The sequence below is a fragment of the Bradyrhizobium sp. SZCCHNR2028 genome (assembly GCF_032380995.1).
Lineage (GTDB): Bacteria > Pseudomonadota > Alphaproteobacteria > Rhizobiales > Xanthobacteraceae > Bradyrhizobium.
Map to the genome: position 1 here is coordinate 297803 of NZ_JAUHJF010000002.1, position 13775 is coordinate 311577.

At 66.5% G+C, this 13775-nt stretch carries 15 protein-coding genes; 3 read left to right on the forward strand and 12 right to left on the reverse strand.

Annotated elements, in window-relative coordinates; genetic code table 11:
* Window positions 1-6: 6 nt before the first annotated feature.
* Together QX121_RS04490 and QX121_RS04495 are read right to left on the reverse strand one after the other, a co-directional pair.
* Complete coding sequence (locus QX121_RS04490) at window positions 7-768, reverse strand: ABC transporter permease (RefSeq protein ID WP_315736810.1); 762 nt, start codon at window positions 766-768, stop codon at window positions 7-9.
* Window positions 765-1685 carry an ABC transporter ATP-binding protein gene (locus QX121_RS04495; protein WP_315755102.1) on the reverse strand — a complete coding sequence of 307 codons (921 nt, stop codon included), beginning with the start codon at window positions 1683-1685 and terminating at the stop codon, window positions 765-767. The genes QX121_RS04490 and QX121_RS04495 overlap by 4 nt, the downstream gene beginning before the upstream one ends.
* Before the next feature lie 290 nt (window positions 1686-1975).
* Between QX121_RS04495 and QX121_RS04500 the strand changes: the two genes are divergently transcribed.
* Together QX121_RS04500 and QX121_RS04505 are read left to right on the forward strand one after the other, a co-directional pair.
* On the forward strand, window positions 1976-2710 hold the full coding sequence (locus QX121_RS04500) for a hypothetical protein (RefSeq protein ID WP_315811282.1): 735 nt from the start codon (window positions 1976-1978) through the stop codon (window positions 2708-2710).
* Between the two features lie 121 nt (window positions 2711-2831).
* Window positions 2832-3878 carry an alpha/beta fold hydrolase gene (locus QX121_RS04505; RefSeq protein ID WP_315811283.1) on the forward strand — a complete coding sequence of 349 codons (1047 nt, stop codon included), beginning with the start codon at window positions 2832-2834 and terminating at the stop codon, window positions 3876-3878.
* Window positions 3879-3883: 5 nt separating this feature from the next.
* Here the strand turns inward: QX121_RS04505 and QX121_RS04510 are convergent, their stop codons facing one another.
* From QX121_RS04510 to QX121_RS04535, 6 genes are all read right to left on the reverse strand, one after another.
* Window positions 3884-4507 carry an isoprenylcysteine carboxylmethyltransferase family protein gene (locus QX121_RS04510; RefSeq protein WP_315811284.1) on the reverse strand — a complete coding sequence of 208 codons (624 nt, stop codon included), beginning with the start codon at window positions 4505-4507 and terminating at the stop codon, window positions 3884-3886.
* 41 nt (window positions 4508-4548) lie between these two features.
* Window positions 4549-5574: an NAD-dependent epimerase/dehydratase family protein gene (locus tag QX121_RS04515; RefSeq protein ID WP_315736817.1), complete on the reverse strand. Its 1026-nt coding sequence runs from the start codon at window positions 5572-5574 to the stop codon at window positions 4549-4551.
* The gene (locus QX121_RS04520; RefSeq protein ID WP_315778758.1) at window positions 5575-6126 is read right to left on the reverse strand and encodes an Mpo1-like protein; all 552 of its coding nucleotides are present in this window, start codon (window positions 6124-6126) and stop codon (window positions 5575-5577) included.
* Between the two features lie 244 nt (window positions 6127-6370).
* Complete coding sequence (locus QX121_RS04525; protein ID WP_315811285.1) at window positions 6371-7042, reverse strand: OmpA family protein; 672 nt, start codon at window positions 7040-7042, stop codon at window positions 6371-6373.
* Window positions 7042-7458, reverse strand: a complete 417-nt coding sequence (locus QX121_RS04530; protein WP_315736821.1) for a hypothetical protein — start codon at window positions 7456-7458, stop codon at window positions 7042-7044. Before QX121_RS04530 ends, QX121_RS04525 begins: the two co-directional genes overlap by 1 nt.
* A gap of 114 nt (window positions 7459-7572) precedes the next feature.
* On the reverse strand, window positions 7573-10143 hold the full coding sequence (locus QX121_RS04535) for an ATP-dependent helicase (RefSeq protein WP_315811286.1): 2571 nt from the start codon (window positions 10141-10143) through the stop codon (window positions 7573-7575).
* Window positions 10144-10434: 291 nt separating this feature from the next.
* On the opposite strand from QX121_RS04535, the gene QX121_RS04540 reads away from it, so the two are divergent.
* On the forward strand, window positions 10435-10608 hold the full coding sequence (locus tag QX121_RS04540) for a DUF1328 domain-containing protein (protein ID WP_006614063.1): 174 nt from the start codon (window positions 10435-10437) through the stop codon (window positions 10606-10608).
* Between the two features lie 83 nt (window positions 10609-10691).
* Here the strand turns inward: QX121_RS04540 and QX121_RS04545 are convergent, their stop codons facing one another.
* From QX121_RS04545 to QX121_RS04560, 4 genes are read right to left on the reverse strand one after another with little or no spacing between them, the layout of a single operon-like run.
* Window positions 10692-11336: a hypothetical protein gene (locus QX121_RS04545; protein WP_315811287.1), complete on the reverse strand. Its 645-nt coding sequence runs from the start codon at window positions 11334-11336 to the stop codon at window positions 10692-10694.
* Window positions 11333-12097, reverse strand: coding sequence for an OmpA family protein (locus tag QX121_RS04550; protein WP_315811288.1), 765 nt, complete (start codon window positions 12095-12097; stop codon window positions 11333-11335). The genes QX121_RS04545 and QX121_RS04550 overlap by 4 nt, the downstream gene beginning before the upstream one ends.
* A 1-nt stretch (window position 12098) precedes the next feature.
* Window positions 12099-12860 carry an MBL fold metallo-hydrolase gene (locus QX121_RS04555; protein ID WP_315736828.1) on the reverse strand — a complete coding sequence of 254 codons (762 nt, stop codon included), beginning with the start codon at window positions 12858-12860 and terminating at the stop codon, window positions 12099-12101.
* Between the two features lie 60 nt (window positions 12861-12920).
* Window positions 12921-13760 (reverse strand): roadblock/LC7 domain-containing protein, encoded by an 840-nt coding sequence (locus tag QX121_RS04560; RefSeq protein ID WP_315811289.1) that lies wholly within the window; start codon window positions 13758-13760, stop codon window positions 12921-12923.
* Window positions 13761-13775 lie beyond the last annotated feature (15 nt).

Below are 13775 nucleotides of genomic sequence, written 5' to 3' on the forward strand. Positions count from 1 at the left end.
GCCGGCTCAATGCTTGAGCCGGTATCCGGTCTTGAAGATCCACCAGATGATCGCCATGCAGATCGCCAGGAACAGCAGCGTCACGCCGACGCTGATTTCCACCCTGACGTCGGCGATCTCGTAGAAGCTCCAGCGAAAGCCGGAGATCAGGTAGACCACCGGGTTGAGCAGCGCGATCGAATGCCATGTCGGCGGCAGCATGTTCACCGAGTAGAAGCTGCCGCCGAGGAAGGTCAGCGGCGTCACCACCAGCATCGGGACCATCTGCAGCTTCTCGAAGCCGTCGGCCCAGATGCCGATGATGAACCCGAACAGGCTGAAGGTCACGGCCGTCAGCACCAGGAACGCCAGCATCCACACCGGGTGCTGGATGTGCAGCGGCACGAACAGGCCGGCGGTGGCGAGGATGATCAGCCCGAGAATGATGGATTTCGTCGCGGCCGCGCCGACATAGCCGAGCACGATCTCGAAATGCGAGATCGGCGCCGAGAGGATCTCGTAGATCGTGCCGATGAATTTCGGGAAGTAGATCCCGAACGAGGCGTTGGAGATGCTCTGGGTCAGCACCGACAGCATCACGAGGCCGGGCACGATGAAGGTGCCGTAGCTGACGCCCTCGACCTGGCTGATGCGCGAGCCGATCGCGGCGCCGAACACGACGAAGTAGAGCGAGGTCGACACGACGGGCGACACGATGCTCTGCAGCAGCGTGCGCCAGGTGCGTGCCATTTCGAACTTGTAGATTGCGGCGACCGCGCGAAAATTCATTGCCGCACCAGGCTCACGAAGATGTCTTCCAGGGATGATTGCTTGGTCTCGAGATCGACGAAGCGGATGCCGGCGGTCCTGAGATCGCCGAGCAGGCTGGTGATGCCGGTGCGCTCGCCTTTGGTATCGTAGTCATAGGCGAGCCGCCAGCCGTCGTCCGACAGCGCGAGATCATAGGGCGCGAGCGCCTCGGGGACGGCTTCGATCCGGTGCTGCAGATGCAGGCTCAGCCGCTTCCGGCCGAGCTTTGCCATCAGCTTGGCCTTGTCCTCGACCAGGACGATCTCGCCCTTGTTGATGACGCCGACGCGATCGGCCATTTCCTCGGCTTCCTCGATGTAGTGCGTGGTGAGAATGATGGTGACGCCGGCGGCCTTGAGCTCGCGCACGACGTCCCACATGCCCTTGCGCAGCTCGACGTCGACGCCGGCGGTCGGCTCGTCCAGGAACAGCACCTGCGGCTCATGCGACAGCGCCTTGGCGATCATCACGCGGCGCTTCATCCCGCCGGACAGCGTGATGATCTTGGCGTCCTTCTTGTCCCAGAGCGAGAGGTCCTTGAGGATCTTCTCGATCAGGGCGGGGTTGTTGGGCTTGCCGAACAGTCCCCGGCTGAAGCTGACCGTGGCCCATACGGTCTCGAACGAATCGGTGTGCAGCTCCTGCGGCACCAGCCCGATCAGCGCCCGCGCGGCGCGATAGTCGCGGTTGATGTCGTGGCCGCCGACCGCGACCTTGCCCGTAGACGCATTGACGATGCCGCAGATGATGCTGATCAGCGTCGTCTTGCCGGCGCCGTTGGGCCCGAGCAGCGCGAAGATCTCGCCCCGCTCGATCGCGAGATCGACATTGTTGAGTGAGGTGAAGCCCGAGGAATAGGTCTTCGACAGGCCGGTAACGGAAATGACGGGAGGCATCACGAGGGAATTCGATCCGAGGGATTCGAAAAGGGCAGGGAGCTGCGCGAAGGAGGGGGCGCAGGCGCGGGCGAAGCGCTCAGATAGGAACGGCGGTGCGTTACCGCAATCGCGCGCGCCGCTCTCGATCGTGTCGCTTGTTGGGCTTTTCCGTGGCCGACGCCGGTGAGTGTTGCTGCGCAGCCACGTCTGGGGGAGGAACGCGCACCGCAATGTCCGACGATGTTGCGTCCGCGAGCATCTTGGGTACGGTCGCGCCGTCTCGACATTTCCGCCGCGGAGAAGGACCGATGACGCCACGCGCCAGCACCGTTCGACCCACCTGCAAGCGCAGCCTCTCGGCGCGCTGGTTTGGCATGGTGGCGCTGGCCGTTGCGCTGGCTCTGCCGCTCGGCACCGGATCGGTGCGGGCGGCGCCGAGCCCGGCGGCCGCGAGTGCCGCCAGCAGCACGCATGTCTATCTGCTGCGCGGCGTGCTCAACATCTTCTCGCTCGGGCTGGACGACATCGCCGCCAAGCTGGATTCGCAGGGCATTCCGAACACGGTCGCCAATTTCGTGTCGTGGTCGTCGCTCGCCGACGAGGCGGCGGCCGCCTATCGCGCCGGCCGGATCAAGACCATCATCCTGGTGGGCCATTCCTCGGGCGCGACGGCGCTGCCTGACATGATCAACAAGCTCGGCCAGCTCGGCGTGCCCGTGAAGCTCGCGATCGGGCTCGACTCGGTGTTCAAGACCAAGCTCGTTGGCGGCAACGCCGAGCGCTACATCAATTTCTACATCGCCAGCGGCGCCGGTGAGCCGGTCCGCCGCGACGACGGCTTCCGCGGCAAGCTCGAGAATGTCGACGTTCAGTCGGTTCCCGGTGTCGGCCACGTCACGATCGAAAAGAACCAGATCATGCAGCAGAAGGTGATCGGTGCCATCGACGGCGTGGTGTTCGGCGGTCGGGGCCGCCCGGCGGCGGCGCCGCCGACCCGCATGGCCGCCCCGCAGCGGGCTGCCAACGTCACCGGTTACCGGTAATAGGCGGCCGCGCCACCGGGCGCGCGCCCCAAAATGCTCCCATTCGGCGGCGACAAGCGGTATGGCAGGGGGGGAGATGACCCTGCTTGATCTGAGCTTGAGAGCTTTCCCGGGAGCGCGAATGACCAGCGTGGCGCGAATCGCGAGGCGGTGGCTCGGCCCAGCCAAGGCGGCTGCCGGCAGGAGATTGCTCGCGATTCTCGTCACCACACCTCTCCTCGCCGGACTTGCCGCCCCGAGCATCTCGCAGGCCGCCCAGCCCGGCGCTGCTTCCGCCCCCGCGCCGACCAGATCTGCCAAGGCATCCCCGGCAGCAACCCCCGCGGCGATCCGCGCCGCACCCCCCGCGCCGCCCGAGATCAGCCAGCCGCTGCCGCCGCCGCGGGTGTACCTGTTCCGCGGCGCGCTCGGGCCGCTGTTCTCGACCGGGATGGACCGTCTGGCCGAAAAGATCGAGCAGGCCGGCTACCGGGCCAGTGTCTATGAATTCACGCTGTGCGACCTGATCGCGCTCCAGGTGGCCAAGAACTACCGCCAGGAGCCGGGCCCGATCGTGCTGATCGGCCATTCGATGGGCGGGCTGTGCAGCGTCCGCATCGCGATCACGCTGCAGGAGCAGAACATCCCGGTTGCCCTCGTCGTCACCGTCGATCCGGCGCATGCGACCAAGAGCGTGCCGCCCAACGTGCAGCGCTTCATCAACCTGTTCCTGTCCGACAACATTCTCGGCGGCGGCGACGTCAAGCCCGAGCCCGGTTTTCGCGGTCATTATGCGAGCTTCGACATGAAGGATCATGACGAGGTTACGCACATCAACATCGACAAGATGGAGGATGTGCACGCCCAATTGGTCACCATGATCAGCCAATTGTCGCAGACCTCGGCCACTGCCGAGGCCGACCCGGTGCCGCTGCGCTACTTGGTGCCGCCGAAAGCCTCCGTGGAGTTGTGGGACAGCGGCACTGCACTGGCGGTGCGGCCGGGCGAGACCCTGGACCAGATCGCCACCAATTATCGCGTTCCGCTCTGGGCTCTGCAGCAGTCCAATCGCGGCCTCGCCGCCCAGCCGCTGGTCCCCGGCCAGCGCATAATCCTGCCGCGCCATCTGCTGCCGCAGGTGGCAAGCCAGCCGCCGCAGCTACCGTCAGAAGCCCAAGTCAGGCGCTGAGCGCTTCAGCCCGGCGGCAGGAACGGAATGATCATCGGCACGCGCTGCCGGTAGGTGACGTAATCCGGCCCGAGCTCCTGAGCGAGGAAGACCTCTTCCATCTTCGCCTTCCAGGCCATCCCGAGCGAGATCAGGACGGCGCCGAGCACGGCGGTCACCGTGCCCACCGCGACGCCGGTGGCGATCATGCCGAGGATCAGCCCGGTATAGATGGGGTGACGGACCATGCCGTAGGGGCCGGTATCGATCACCTTGTGGCCTTCCTTGTGGGTGATCGCGTTGGACCAGAAGCGGCCGAGATGGATGCGCGCCCACCAGGTGAAGGCGATGCCGGCTAGGGTCACGACGGTCAGCAGGTAGACGCCGGTCTCGCCGGGATTCCAGAACGGCTTCTCGCCGAGCAGGCGCGAGGTCCACGGCGTGAACAGGATGCCGCCGAGCACGATCAGCGCGTGATAGCGGCTGGTCTTGATCACCGTCACATGCTTGCGGGTCTGCCCCGACCAGAACGAGGCGCCGACCCAGCTCGCGAGCCAGATCAGCCAGATGATGGCGAGCAGCGAGGTGGGCCAAGTGGTGGTCCATCCGCTGAACGCAAACGACGAGATGGGGCTGGCATCGCCGGACATGTCTTGGAACCGTTGTGAGACCTGGGACCGGCTGCTCTTAGCTATTCGGCCGCGGTGCGAAAAGGGTGTTGTTTGTCGTCGGGCCGCCTTCGCGGCTCGGAATCGAGCAGAAAGGCGATCGTCTCGCGCAAGCTCGGCTCGATCGGGCGCGGGGCGTAGCCGAGCTCGCGCTTGGCCCTGTCGATCGACAGATCCGAGGCCGCGCGGGCGATCCGCACCCCCTCGGCGGTGCCGGACGGGCAGCGCTTGGTGAGGTGATCGGAAACGAACTCGAGCATGCCCGCCGACAGCTCGGCCAGCCGGCCGGGCACGGCGACCGCGACATGCTTGCGGCCGCTGATCGCCGCCATCAGATCGAGGATGCGGCTGAGGCGCAGGCTCTCGCCGCCGAACACGTAGCGGCCGCCGACCCTGCCGCGCTCCATCGCCAGGATCAGGCCCGCCGCGACGTCGCGGACGTCGACCAGGTTGACGATGAAGTCGAGGTAGAGCTGGAGCCGGCTGTCCAGGAAGAGGCGCAGCATCTGCGACGGTGGTGTCAGGTTGCTGTCATGCGGGCCGATCGGCATCGTCGGCGTGCCCACGACGACGGGGAAGCCGTCCGCGGCGGCTGCCATGGCGCGAGCCTCGGCGAGCGCCTTCGAGCGCGTATAGGCGCCCGGCATCGCGTCGGCCGGAGGTGCGGTCGGCGCCGAGGCGGCGCCGGTCGAGCCCGGATAGTCGAACAGGATCGATTCCGTCGAGCAGTGCAGGAACCGGCGCACCCGGCCGGCACGCGCCGCCGCCAGCACGGTCTCGGTGCCGACGCAGTTGACGCGAAAGAAGTCCTCGCGGTCCGGCATCCACATGCCGGGCAGTCCGGCCAGATGATAGACCTGATCCGCGCCGGCGACCGCCTGCTTCACCAGGCCCGCATCGAGCACCGAGCCTTCGATGTACTCGACGTCAGCGATCATGTGGCTGGGGCAGCGAATGTCGAGCACACGCACCTCGGCGCCCCGCGTCGTCAGCGCAGAGACGAGGTGATGGCCGATGAAACCGCTGCCGCCGGTGACGAGGACTTTCATTTAGGGACGCGAGTGCTGATCGCCTTGAAGCCGGTCCGATGCGAGCCGATCCGGCGACCAGTTCGGCGCGATGAGGTCGGCCACCGAAGGCCGCAGACCCAACGCCATGTACAATTTCGCCATCACGAACATCGGACCGAGAAAGAGATGCGCCGGATGATCCAGCAGAGATGGATTGTTGCGCTCGAACACCTTGTGGCCCACGGCCTGCGAGACGAAGCCGAAGATGATGAGCGCGGCAAACAGCGCCCAGAAGGCGACACCATGGACGTGATCGGCGATCATCATGGCCGCAGCAAGGAACAGCACGGCGAAGGCGAGGATGCCGGCCCCGAGTGCGGCATCGAGCAGCAGCCAGTAGAGCAGGACGGGCAGCGCCAGCACGGCGCCGAGGCCGATCCGGATGCCGAGCGCGTCGAAATGCCACAAGCTCAGGGGCAGCACGGCGCCCAGGAACAACAGGATGATCCCGAACACATGCATTAGGCCGTTGCGCGGATCGCGATGATATTCGACGTAGTCGACCATCTGGCGTCGGAACATGGCGTTCATGGCTGGCTCGCTCGTCAATGAGATCGACCGCCGCTCAATCGACGGCCGCAAAAAGGGGGCTATACCATCAAGCGGCTGCATCGACAAACCCGGCAATCGCGGCCCGGCCGCATCGCCGGGCAGAGCGCCGACTTGAAAACGGGTTCCATTCGCGCCGGCCGGAGAGCGCACCGGCAACCTGCTGAAACAACAGTCGCACCGGCAGCGCTCCGGGTTCATGGCCTCCGCGCAGGGCCCAATTGCATCAATTGCGATGCTTGCGGGGGCCCTGCCTGCTGGGCGTCGCCGGAGCAGGGGGCGGAGGTGGCGCTGCGGCCTCTTCGACGGTTTTTGCGATCGGAATGATCTGGATCTGCTGATTGACGGCGGCGGTCGGCTTGGACGGGTCAAGCAACTGCTCCTCGCCAAGTCCGATCGATTGCAGCCGCTTGACCGAGATCTTGAAGGTATTCGCCAGGATGTCGCGGATCGCGTCGGCGCGGCGCTGGCTCAGGATGACATTCGACTCACGCTTGCCGTTGGCTTCGACATGGCCGACGATCAGGAACGTGTAGGGCAGGAGGTCGGAATACACCATCGCATCGGCGATCCGCCCGACGGCTTGGTATGATTCCGGACGCACGATCGGCGTGTCCACGTCGAATTGGATGTCGACGTTCAAGGCCGGCAGATTCATCAGCTCCGGCGCGATCGGCGGACGCTTCTGCGGCGGTGGCTCGTTGCGCCCGCGCATCCTGGAGCGCTCCTGGGTCTGCTGCTTCAGCGCCGGCAGATCCAGCGCGGGCGCGGTTTCGAAGCGGACGAGCTGGCGCACGATGTCCTCGCGACTCACCTCCTGCGACCATACGGGCGCGCTCGCGGCCGCCAGCGAAGCCGCGATCAGCCCTGACAGCAGTGATCTCGCTGCCCGCCGCATCAGCGATACCCCGCTTCGCCCATCGCCTGCTGACACCGCGCGCTCACACCGTTGGTCGTCATCAGGCACGGGATTGATTTGCTGGTCTCCTTCGTGGAGCCGCCGCACAGCTTGACGATCTCGCGCTGGCAGGCATTGGCGACCGTGACCCGCGCGGCGATGCGCTTCTGGATCGCCTCGAACGCCTTGAAATAGGTTGCCTTGCACTGCGCGGAGACCACGTCCTGGTTGCGCGAGAGGCATTCCTTGAGGCGGTTGGAGTCGAGGTTGACGCCGCGGCAATTGGCGGTGATGTCAGCGCCGCAACTGGACGCGATCAGCCCCGCGGAGTCGCCAAAGCTCATCGTCTGCGCCGCCGCCAGCGAGGGCACACACAGCGCGACCGCAACACTCAACAGAATGTATCCTCGGACCATGATTGCATCTCATACGATGCACGCTGCCATGGTCAAGGCCAAACAACGGCGAAGTGTGAAGCTCGATTGCGACGCGCGGCAACGGCCGCCCGGCGGCGCGGCCGTCGCGCCAGATCACGCCCGCTGGACGAAGCTGTCGACGACGTGCTTCTCGCCGGCCTTGTCGAAGGCGATGGTCAGCTTGTTGCCGTCGATCTTGACGACGCGGCCATAGCCGAACTTCTGATGGAAGACGCGGTCGTCGAGCGTGAATTCCGACGTCGTGCCGGTGGATTTCGCCACCAGCTCGCCCTCGATGGTCATCGGTCCGCGCTTGCCGCGGCCGAAATGACCGCCGAACGGATCACGGCCTGAGAACGGCGATGGCTCTTCCTTGAAGCCGCCCTCCGACGAACCGCGTGCCGCGCCCGGCCGACGTGCCTGCGCGCGCTGCCAGCCCGGCGTGGAATAGCTCGATCCGAACGACTCGACATTATCGAAGCGTGACGGGCCGTAGCCCCCAGCGCCGCCCCAGCCCGAGCCCCCCTTCGATTCGGTGATCTCGACGCTCGCCGCGGGCAGTTCGTCGAGAAAGCGGGACGGGATCGTGGTGGTCCAGGTGCCGTGGATGCGGCGGTTGGTGGCGAAATAGATTTTTGCCCGACGCCGCGCGCGGGTCAGGCCGACATGGGCGAGGCGGCGCTCCTCTTCCAGCCCGGCGCGGCCCTGCTCGTCGAGCGTGCGCTGGCTCGGGAATAGACCTTCCTCCCAGCCCGGCAGGAACACGTTGTCGAACTCCAGCCCCTTGGCCGAGTGCAAGGTCATCAGCGACACCGCTTCCTCGTCGGCGGCGCCCTCGCGGTCCATCACCAGCGAGATGTGCTCGAGGAAGCCGTGCAGGTTCTCGAACTCCTCCATCGAGCGGACGAGCTCCTTGAGGTTGTCCAGCCGCCCGGCCGCATCGGCCGAGCGGTCCTTCTGCCACATCTCGGTGTAGCCGCTCTCGTCGAGCACGATCTCGGCGAGCTCGGTGTGCGACGTGACCTCGCGCTGGGCGCGCCAGCGCTCGAACTGCAGGATCAGCCCGCGCAGCGAGCCGCGTGCCTTCGGTTTCAGCTCGTCGGTCTCGACCACCGCGCGCGCCGCCTCGAACAGCGGGATGCGGCGCTTGCGCGCGTGGTCGTGCAGCATCTGCACGGTGGCGTCACCGAGCCCGCGCTTGGGCACATTGACGATGCGCTCGAAGGCGAGATCGTCGGCCGGCGAGTTGATGACACGCAAGTAAGCCAGCGCATCGCGGATCTCGGCGCGCTCGTAGAAGCGCGGGCCGCCGATGACGCGGTAGGGCAGGCCGAGCGTGACGAAGCGGTCCTCGAACTCGCGCATCTGGTAGGAGGCGCGCACCAGGATCGCGATATCGTTGAGATGCTCGCCCCGGCGCTGCAGCTCCTCGATCTCCTCGCCGATGCCGCGCGCTTCCTCCTCGGAATCCCAGGCGCCAGTGACGGTGACCTTCTCGCCCTCGACGTCCTCGGTGTGCAAGGTCTTGCCGAGCCGGCCTTCGTTGTGCGTGATCAGGTGCGAGGCGGCGGCGAGGATGTGCCCCGTGGAGCGGTAGTTGCGCTCCAGGCGAATGACCTTGGCGCCGGGGAAGTCGTGCTCGAAGCGCAGGATGTTGTCGACCTCGGCGCCGCGCCAGCCATAGATCGACTGATCGTCGTCGCCGACGCAGCAAATGTTTTTGGGAGGAGACGCGGGGCTGGGCGCAGCAACACCCGTCTCGTCATCACCGGGCCGACGCGCAGCGTCGTGACCCGGTGATCCATCTTCTTCCGAAGACGCGATGGATTGCCGGGTCGAGCCCGGCAATGACGAACCAGGGGACGACGGCGCCTGCGACAGCAGGCGCAGCCACAGATATTGCGCGACGTTGGTGTCCTGATACTCATCGACCAGGATGAACTTGAACCGGCTCTGGTACTGCCGCAGTACGTCCGGGTTCTCGCGGAACAGCCGGATGCTCTCCAGCAGCAGGTCGCCGAAATCGGCGGCGTTGAGGATCTTCAGCCGTTCCTGATAGCTCGCATAGAGCTTGCCGCCCTTGCCGTTGGCGAACACGGCGGCCTCGCCCGAGGGCACCTGGGATGGCGCCAGGCCGCGGTTCTTCCAGCCGTCGATCAGCCCGGCCAGCATGCGCGCCGGCCAGCGCTTGTCGTCGACGTTCTCGGCCTGCAGCAACTGCTTGAGCAGGCGGATCTGGTCGTCGACGTCGAGCACGGTGAAATTGGACTTGAGCTGTACCAGCTCGGCATGGCTGCGCAGGATGCGGCCGGAGATCGAGTGGAAAGTGCCGAGCCACGGCATGCCCTCGACCGCCTGTCCCAGCATCTCGGCAAGCCGCGTCTTCATCTCGCGCGCGGCCTTGTTGGTGAAGGTCACCGACAAAATCTCACTCGGCCGTGCGCGCCCCTGGCTCAGGATATGCGCGATGCGCGTGGTCAGCACCCGGGTCTTGCCGGTGCCTGCGCCGGCGAGCACCAGCACGGGACCATCGAGCGTCTCGACCGCTTCGCGCTGCTCCGGATTGAGGCCCGCCAGATAGCGCGCCCCACCGGTCGCGGCGGCGCGGGCGCGCGCGGCAATGCCGCCGGCGACGGGCTGGTGGTCGGGCGCAGGAAAAGGGCTCACGCGGTTGGGCTCGGTCATCAGCGAATCAGTCTCGTCCCTCTGATGGCATCATACGACGGCATCACGAGGTCTGCAGGAAGGAGCCCTCATAGCAGGGATTGACGGCTATATGGGGCCGGCGGGGGCGTTTTACAGCCCTAAATCGGGGCAGACGGACGCCGCTCCAGCCTCCATGGGCGTTTGTTCCGGCCAATCGCGAATTTTTAGCGGCCCGCGCGCCCGGAACCTTTGTTCCGAGCCACGATTGTCCTGGCAACGGCGCAAGCTCCGCGTCGCTTTGAACCGCAATCGAGAGACAGAGGTCGTGTCATGTTAGGCTGGGTTGTCACCTTCCTGGTTATCGCATTGATCGCCGGCATCCTCGGCTTCGGCGGCATCGCTGGTGCGTCGATCGAGATCGCCAAGATCATCTTCTTCATCGCCATCGTGCTGTTTCTGGTTTCGGCCGTCGTGGGCCTCGCCCGCGGCCGCAGCCGCGTGTAGTCGGCCTCATCCCTGACAATGAGGTCGGCGAAGGGCGCAGTGCCTCGCAAGAGGTGCTGCGCCCTTTGCGTTTTGGGGAGGTGTCAGGCCGGCGCAGTCAGCGCGACCTGCACCTTGGCGAGCGCGGGATCGAGCGCAACGGAGGCGAGGCGCGCATCGTTGGAGAGCGCGGTCAGAGTGAGCGTCTGGTCCTGCACGCGGAAGATCCGGCACAGCGTCGTCGCTTCGGAGGCGTCGCGCAGCATCACCGACAACGGCGCGATGTGGGTCTCGTCGGCGATCTTCTCCGCCACCAGCGCAAGCCGCGTCGCCGCTGCCGCAAGCTGCTCGGTGCGGTGGGCAGTCGTATTGGCCGCAAGCGGCAGGCCTTCCTCGTTGGTGAGCAGCACGGTTTGGAAGCGGCCGACTTCGGCGATGCGGTCGAGCAGCGGCACCAGCTCTCGGCGCCGGCCGGGCCGGCTCGCGAGCTGCGCCAGATCCAGCGAGATACGCTCACGCTCGACCAGCGGCGCCAGCACATCCTCGATCGCGCTGCGCAGGCTGGTCTCCCGCTCGATGGCGTCGTGGCTGCTCTGCTCCTGCAACTGGTCGAGGCTGGCCGCCTGCATTTGCACCTGCCGCCGCAACAGCTCGCGGGACAGCGCGCCCTGGCGGGCGCCGAACAAATAGCCCGAGGTGAGCAGCAGAATGGCGGCGCCGAGGCCGCTCACGATGGCATAGATCGTCATGGTCGCTTCGTCGCTGTGAGTTGACTGCAATCGTCGACGCCCGCAATGCGCAGCACGGCCTTGCGGTCGCCCGCGACCGCCTGGGCATCGCCGCGCGCCTCGCCGGCGCCGGCCGCGCGCACCGACATCCGCTGCGCGGAGAGCCCCTCGCGCTTCAACTGGGCCGCGATCTCCTTGGCGCGCGAATAGCTCAGCAGCACGTTCAGATCCTCGGTGCCGCTGGCGTCGGTATGGCCCTCGATGATGATGGTCGCCTCACCGTGGCGCGCGAGCGCGCGTTGCAGGATCGCCAGCGACCGCTTCATGTCGGCAGGGTTCGGTCGCGCGCTGCCGCGCTCGAAGCCGATCGCCAGCGGGGCGAAGCACTCGGCGGGGGGCTTCGTCGTGCCCTGGGGCTCCGGGGGCGCTGCCGGGGCGATCGGCGGAGTTGGTGGCGCGATCACGACGGGAGCGATTGCGGGCGACGTCGGCGGCGCGATGATCGGCGCCGGTTCGACGATCCGCGCCTCCCGTCGCTTGGGCGCCGCGTCGGCAACGCGGTCGTCGCGCTGCGGCACGGCCGTCACCGGCATTGCGGCCGTCGCGGTCGGCGGCGTGGCGGTGCCTTGCTGCCAGAGCGCTGCGGACATGACGGCGATCAGGGTGCCGGCGATGGCGAAGGCCGCGGCGAGCCAGACCGGCGCCTCCTCGCCGGCCACGGCGCACGCATCGACGCGCATTGCGGGCGACGGCGGAACGGAGTTCGGGGAAGGCGCCAGCATGTCAGCCCACGGGCACCTTGAATTTCGGCGTGATCAGGTCGATGCCGCATTCGAGCCCCGCGCACCACGCGATAAACTGGCGCGACATCGTCGCATCCGGAAACAGCGCGCCGTGCTGCGGGGCGATGATCTCGATGTCGAGCGTGCTGACCATCTGCGCCCACGCCTTCATGACGCGGTTGGAGACCATGTAGCGCCGGTGAAAGCCTTCCATGAAGCGCGTATGCGCCTTGAAGTCGCGCACGACGGTGTAGTCGACGCCGATCGAGGCGCCGAGGTCGCCGCTGTAGAGGATCTTCGAGATCGGATCGTAGAGCTGGAAATTGCCCTCGCTGTGCAGGAAGTGCGCCGGCAGCGCGTAGAGCCTGCTGCCTGCGAGATCGAACACCATGCCCTCGTCGGGAATCGGCTTCAGCCGGTGGGCGACGATGTGGTCGAAGCCGAAATGCGGCACGAAGCGGGTCCATAGCTCGGAGATGTAGGCGTCGGCATCGGTCGTCATCAGCCAGCCGTTGATCGCCGCGACGATGTCGGGGTCCTGGTGCGACAGAAACAGATATTTCAGCCGCCCGCCCGAGAGCTGGCTGAAGGTCTCGCTGAGCACCCTGGAATAGACCTTGTGGCCGCCGGGATCGAGCAGCATGCCGACGCGGTCGTGGATGATGAGATGCTGGTTCGCCTGCACCGCGAGATCGCCGGCGCCGAAATCCTCCAGCAGGATGTTCTTGTGAACGCCGTCGTCATAGAGGACGGTATTGGCCATGAAACTACTCCCGTCGGCGCCGCGTCGTCGCCGCGCGCCGGCTCATTGGACGACGGTGCGCTACAGCACCTTCTGCAGCGACCGGACGGCTTCGCGCATGTCGAAGAAGGTGAGCCCGAGCTTGCTGTTCTCGTTGGTGAGCGCGAGCAGCAGCGCGCCGCGGCCGGCGCTGACCAGCACGGCATAGCCGGACTCGCCGCGGATGATGACCTCCTGCAGATGGCTGCGGCCGAGCTCCATGGCGGCGCGGCCGCCGAGCGACAGCAAGGTCGCGGTCATGCCGGCGACCCGCGTCTCCTCCATGTCGGCCGCGAGCACGCTCGCGATCATCAGCCCGTCCTCCGAGATCAGCGCGCAGGCCTCGACCCCGAACGAGTCGCTCTGCAGCTTGCGCAGCACCCGGTTGATTTCATCGAGTCGTGACATCGGCTTCTCCTCGACGGCGCGCGGGGCAAACTTGGAATGAAACTGACTTTGAGCCATGGCGGGATCCTGGGTGTCATCTTGAGCTGTTGAAACGGAAGCGGTCGGAATGTCGGGGTGTGCAGTAATGGAGGAGGGATGCAGCGGGTCATCCGGGACCAACCTCGTCGTTTGTTCCGGACTGCCGTCCGGCGCCGTCAGCGCGCGCGTTTCGATCGTATCAACCGCATCGTCGAGCGCGCGCTGCTCGGCCTTGATGCGTGAGCGCGAGACCGGCGGGTCCATCGCCTGCAACTGGGTCACCAGCGCCTGGCGTGCCGACTGGTAGACTTCGGCGCGGCGCTCGGGGGAGGAATCCGGCAGGTTCTCCATCGCGCGCGACAGCAGGATGAAGTAGTCGGCGGTGGTCACAGGAACAGCTGCCGCATCCTCATGCGGACCGTGCGCTCGGCTCAGCAGGCTTGCGAGGCGTCCCATCGCTCTCTCGTCAAC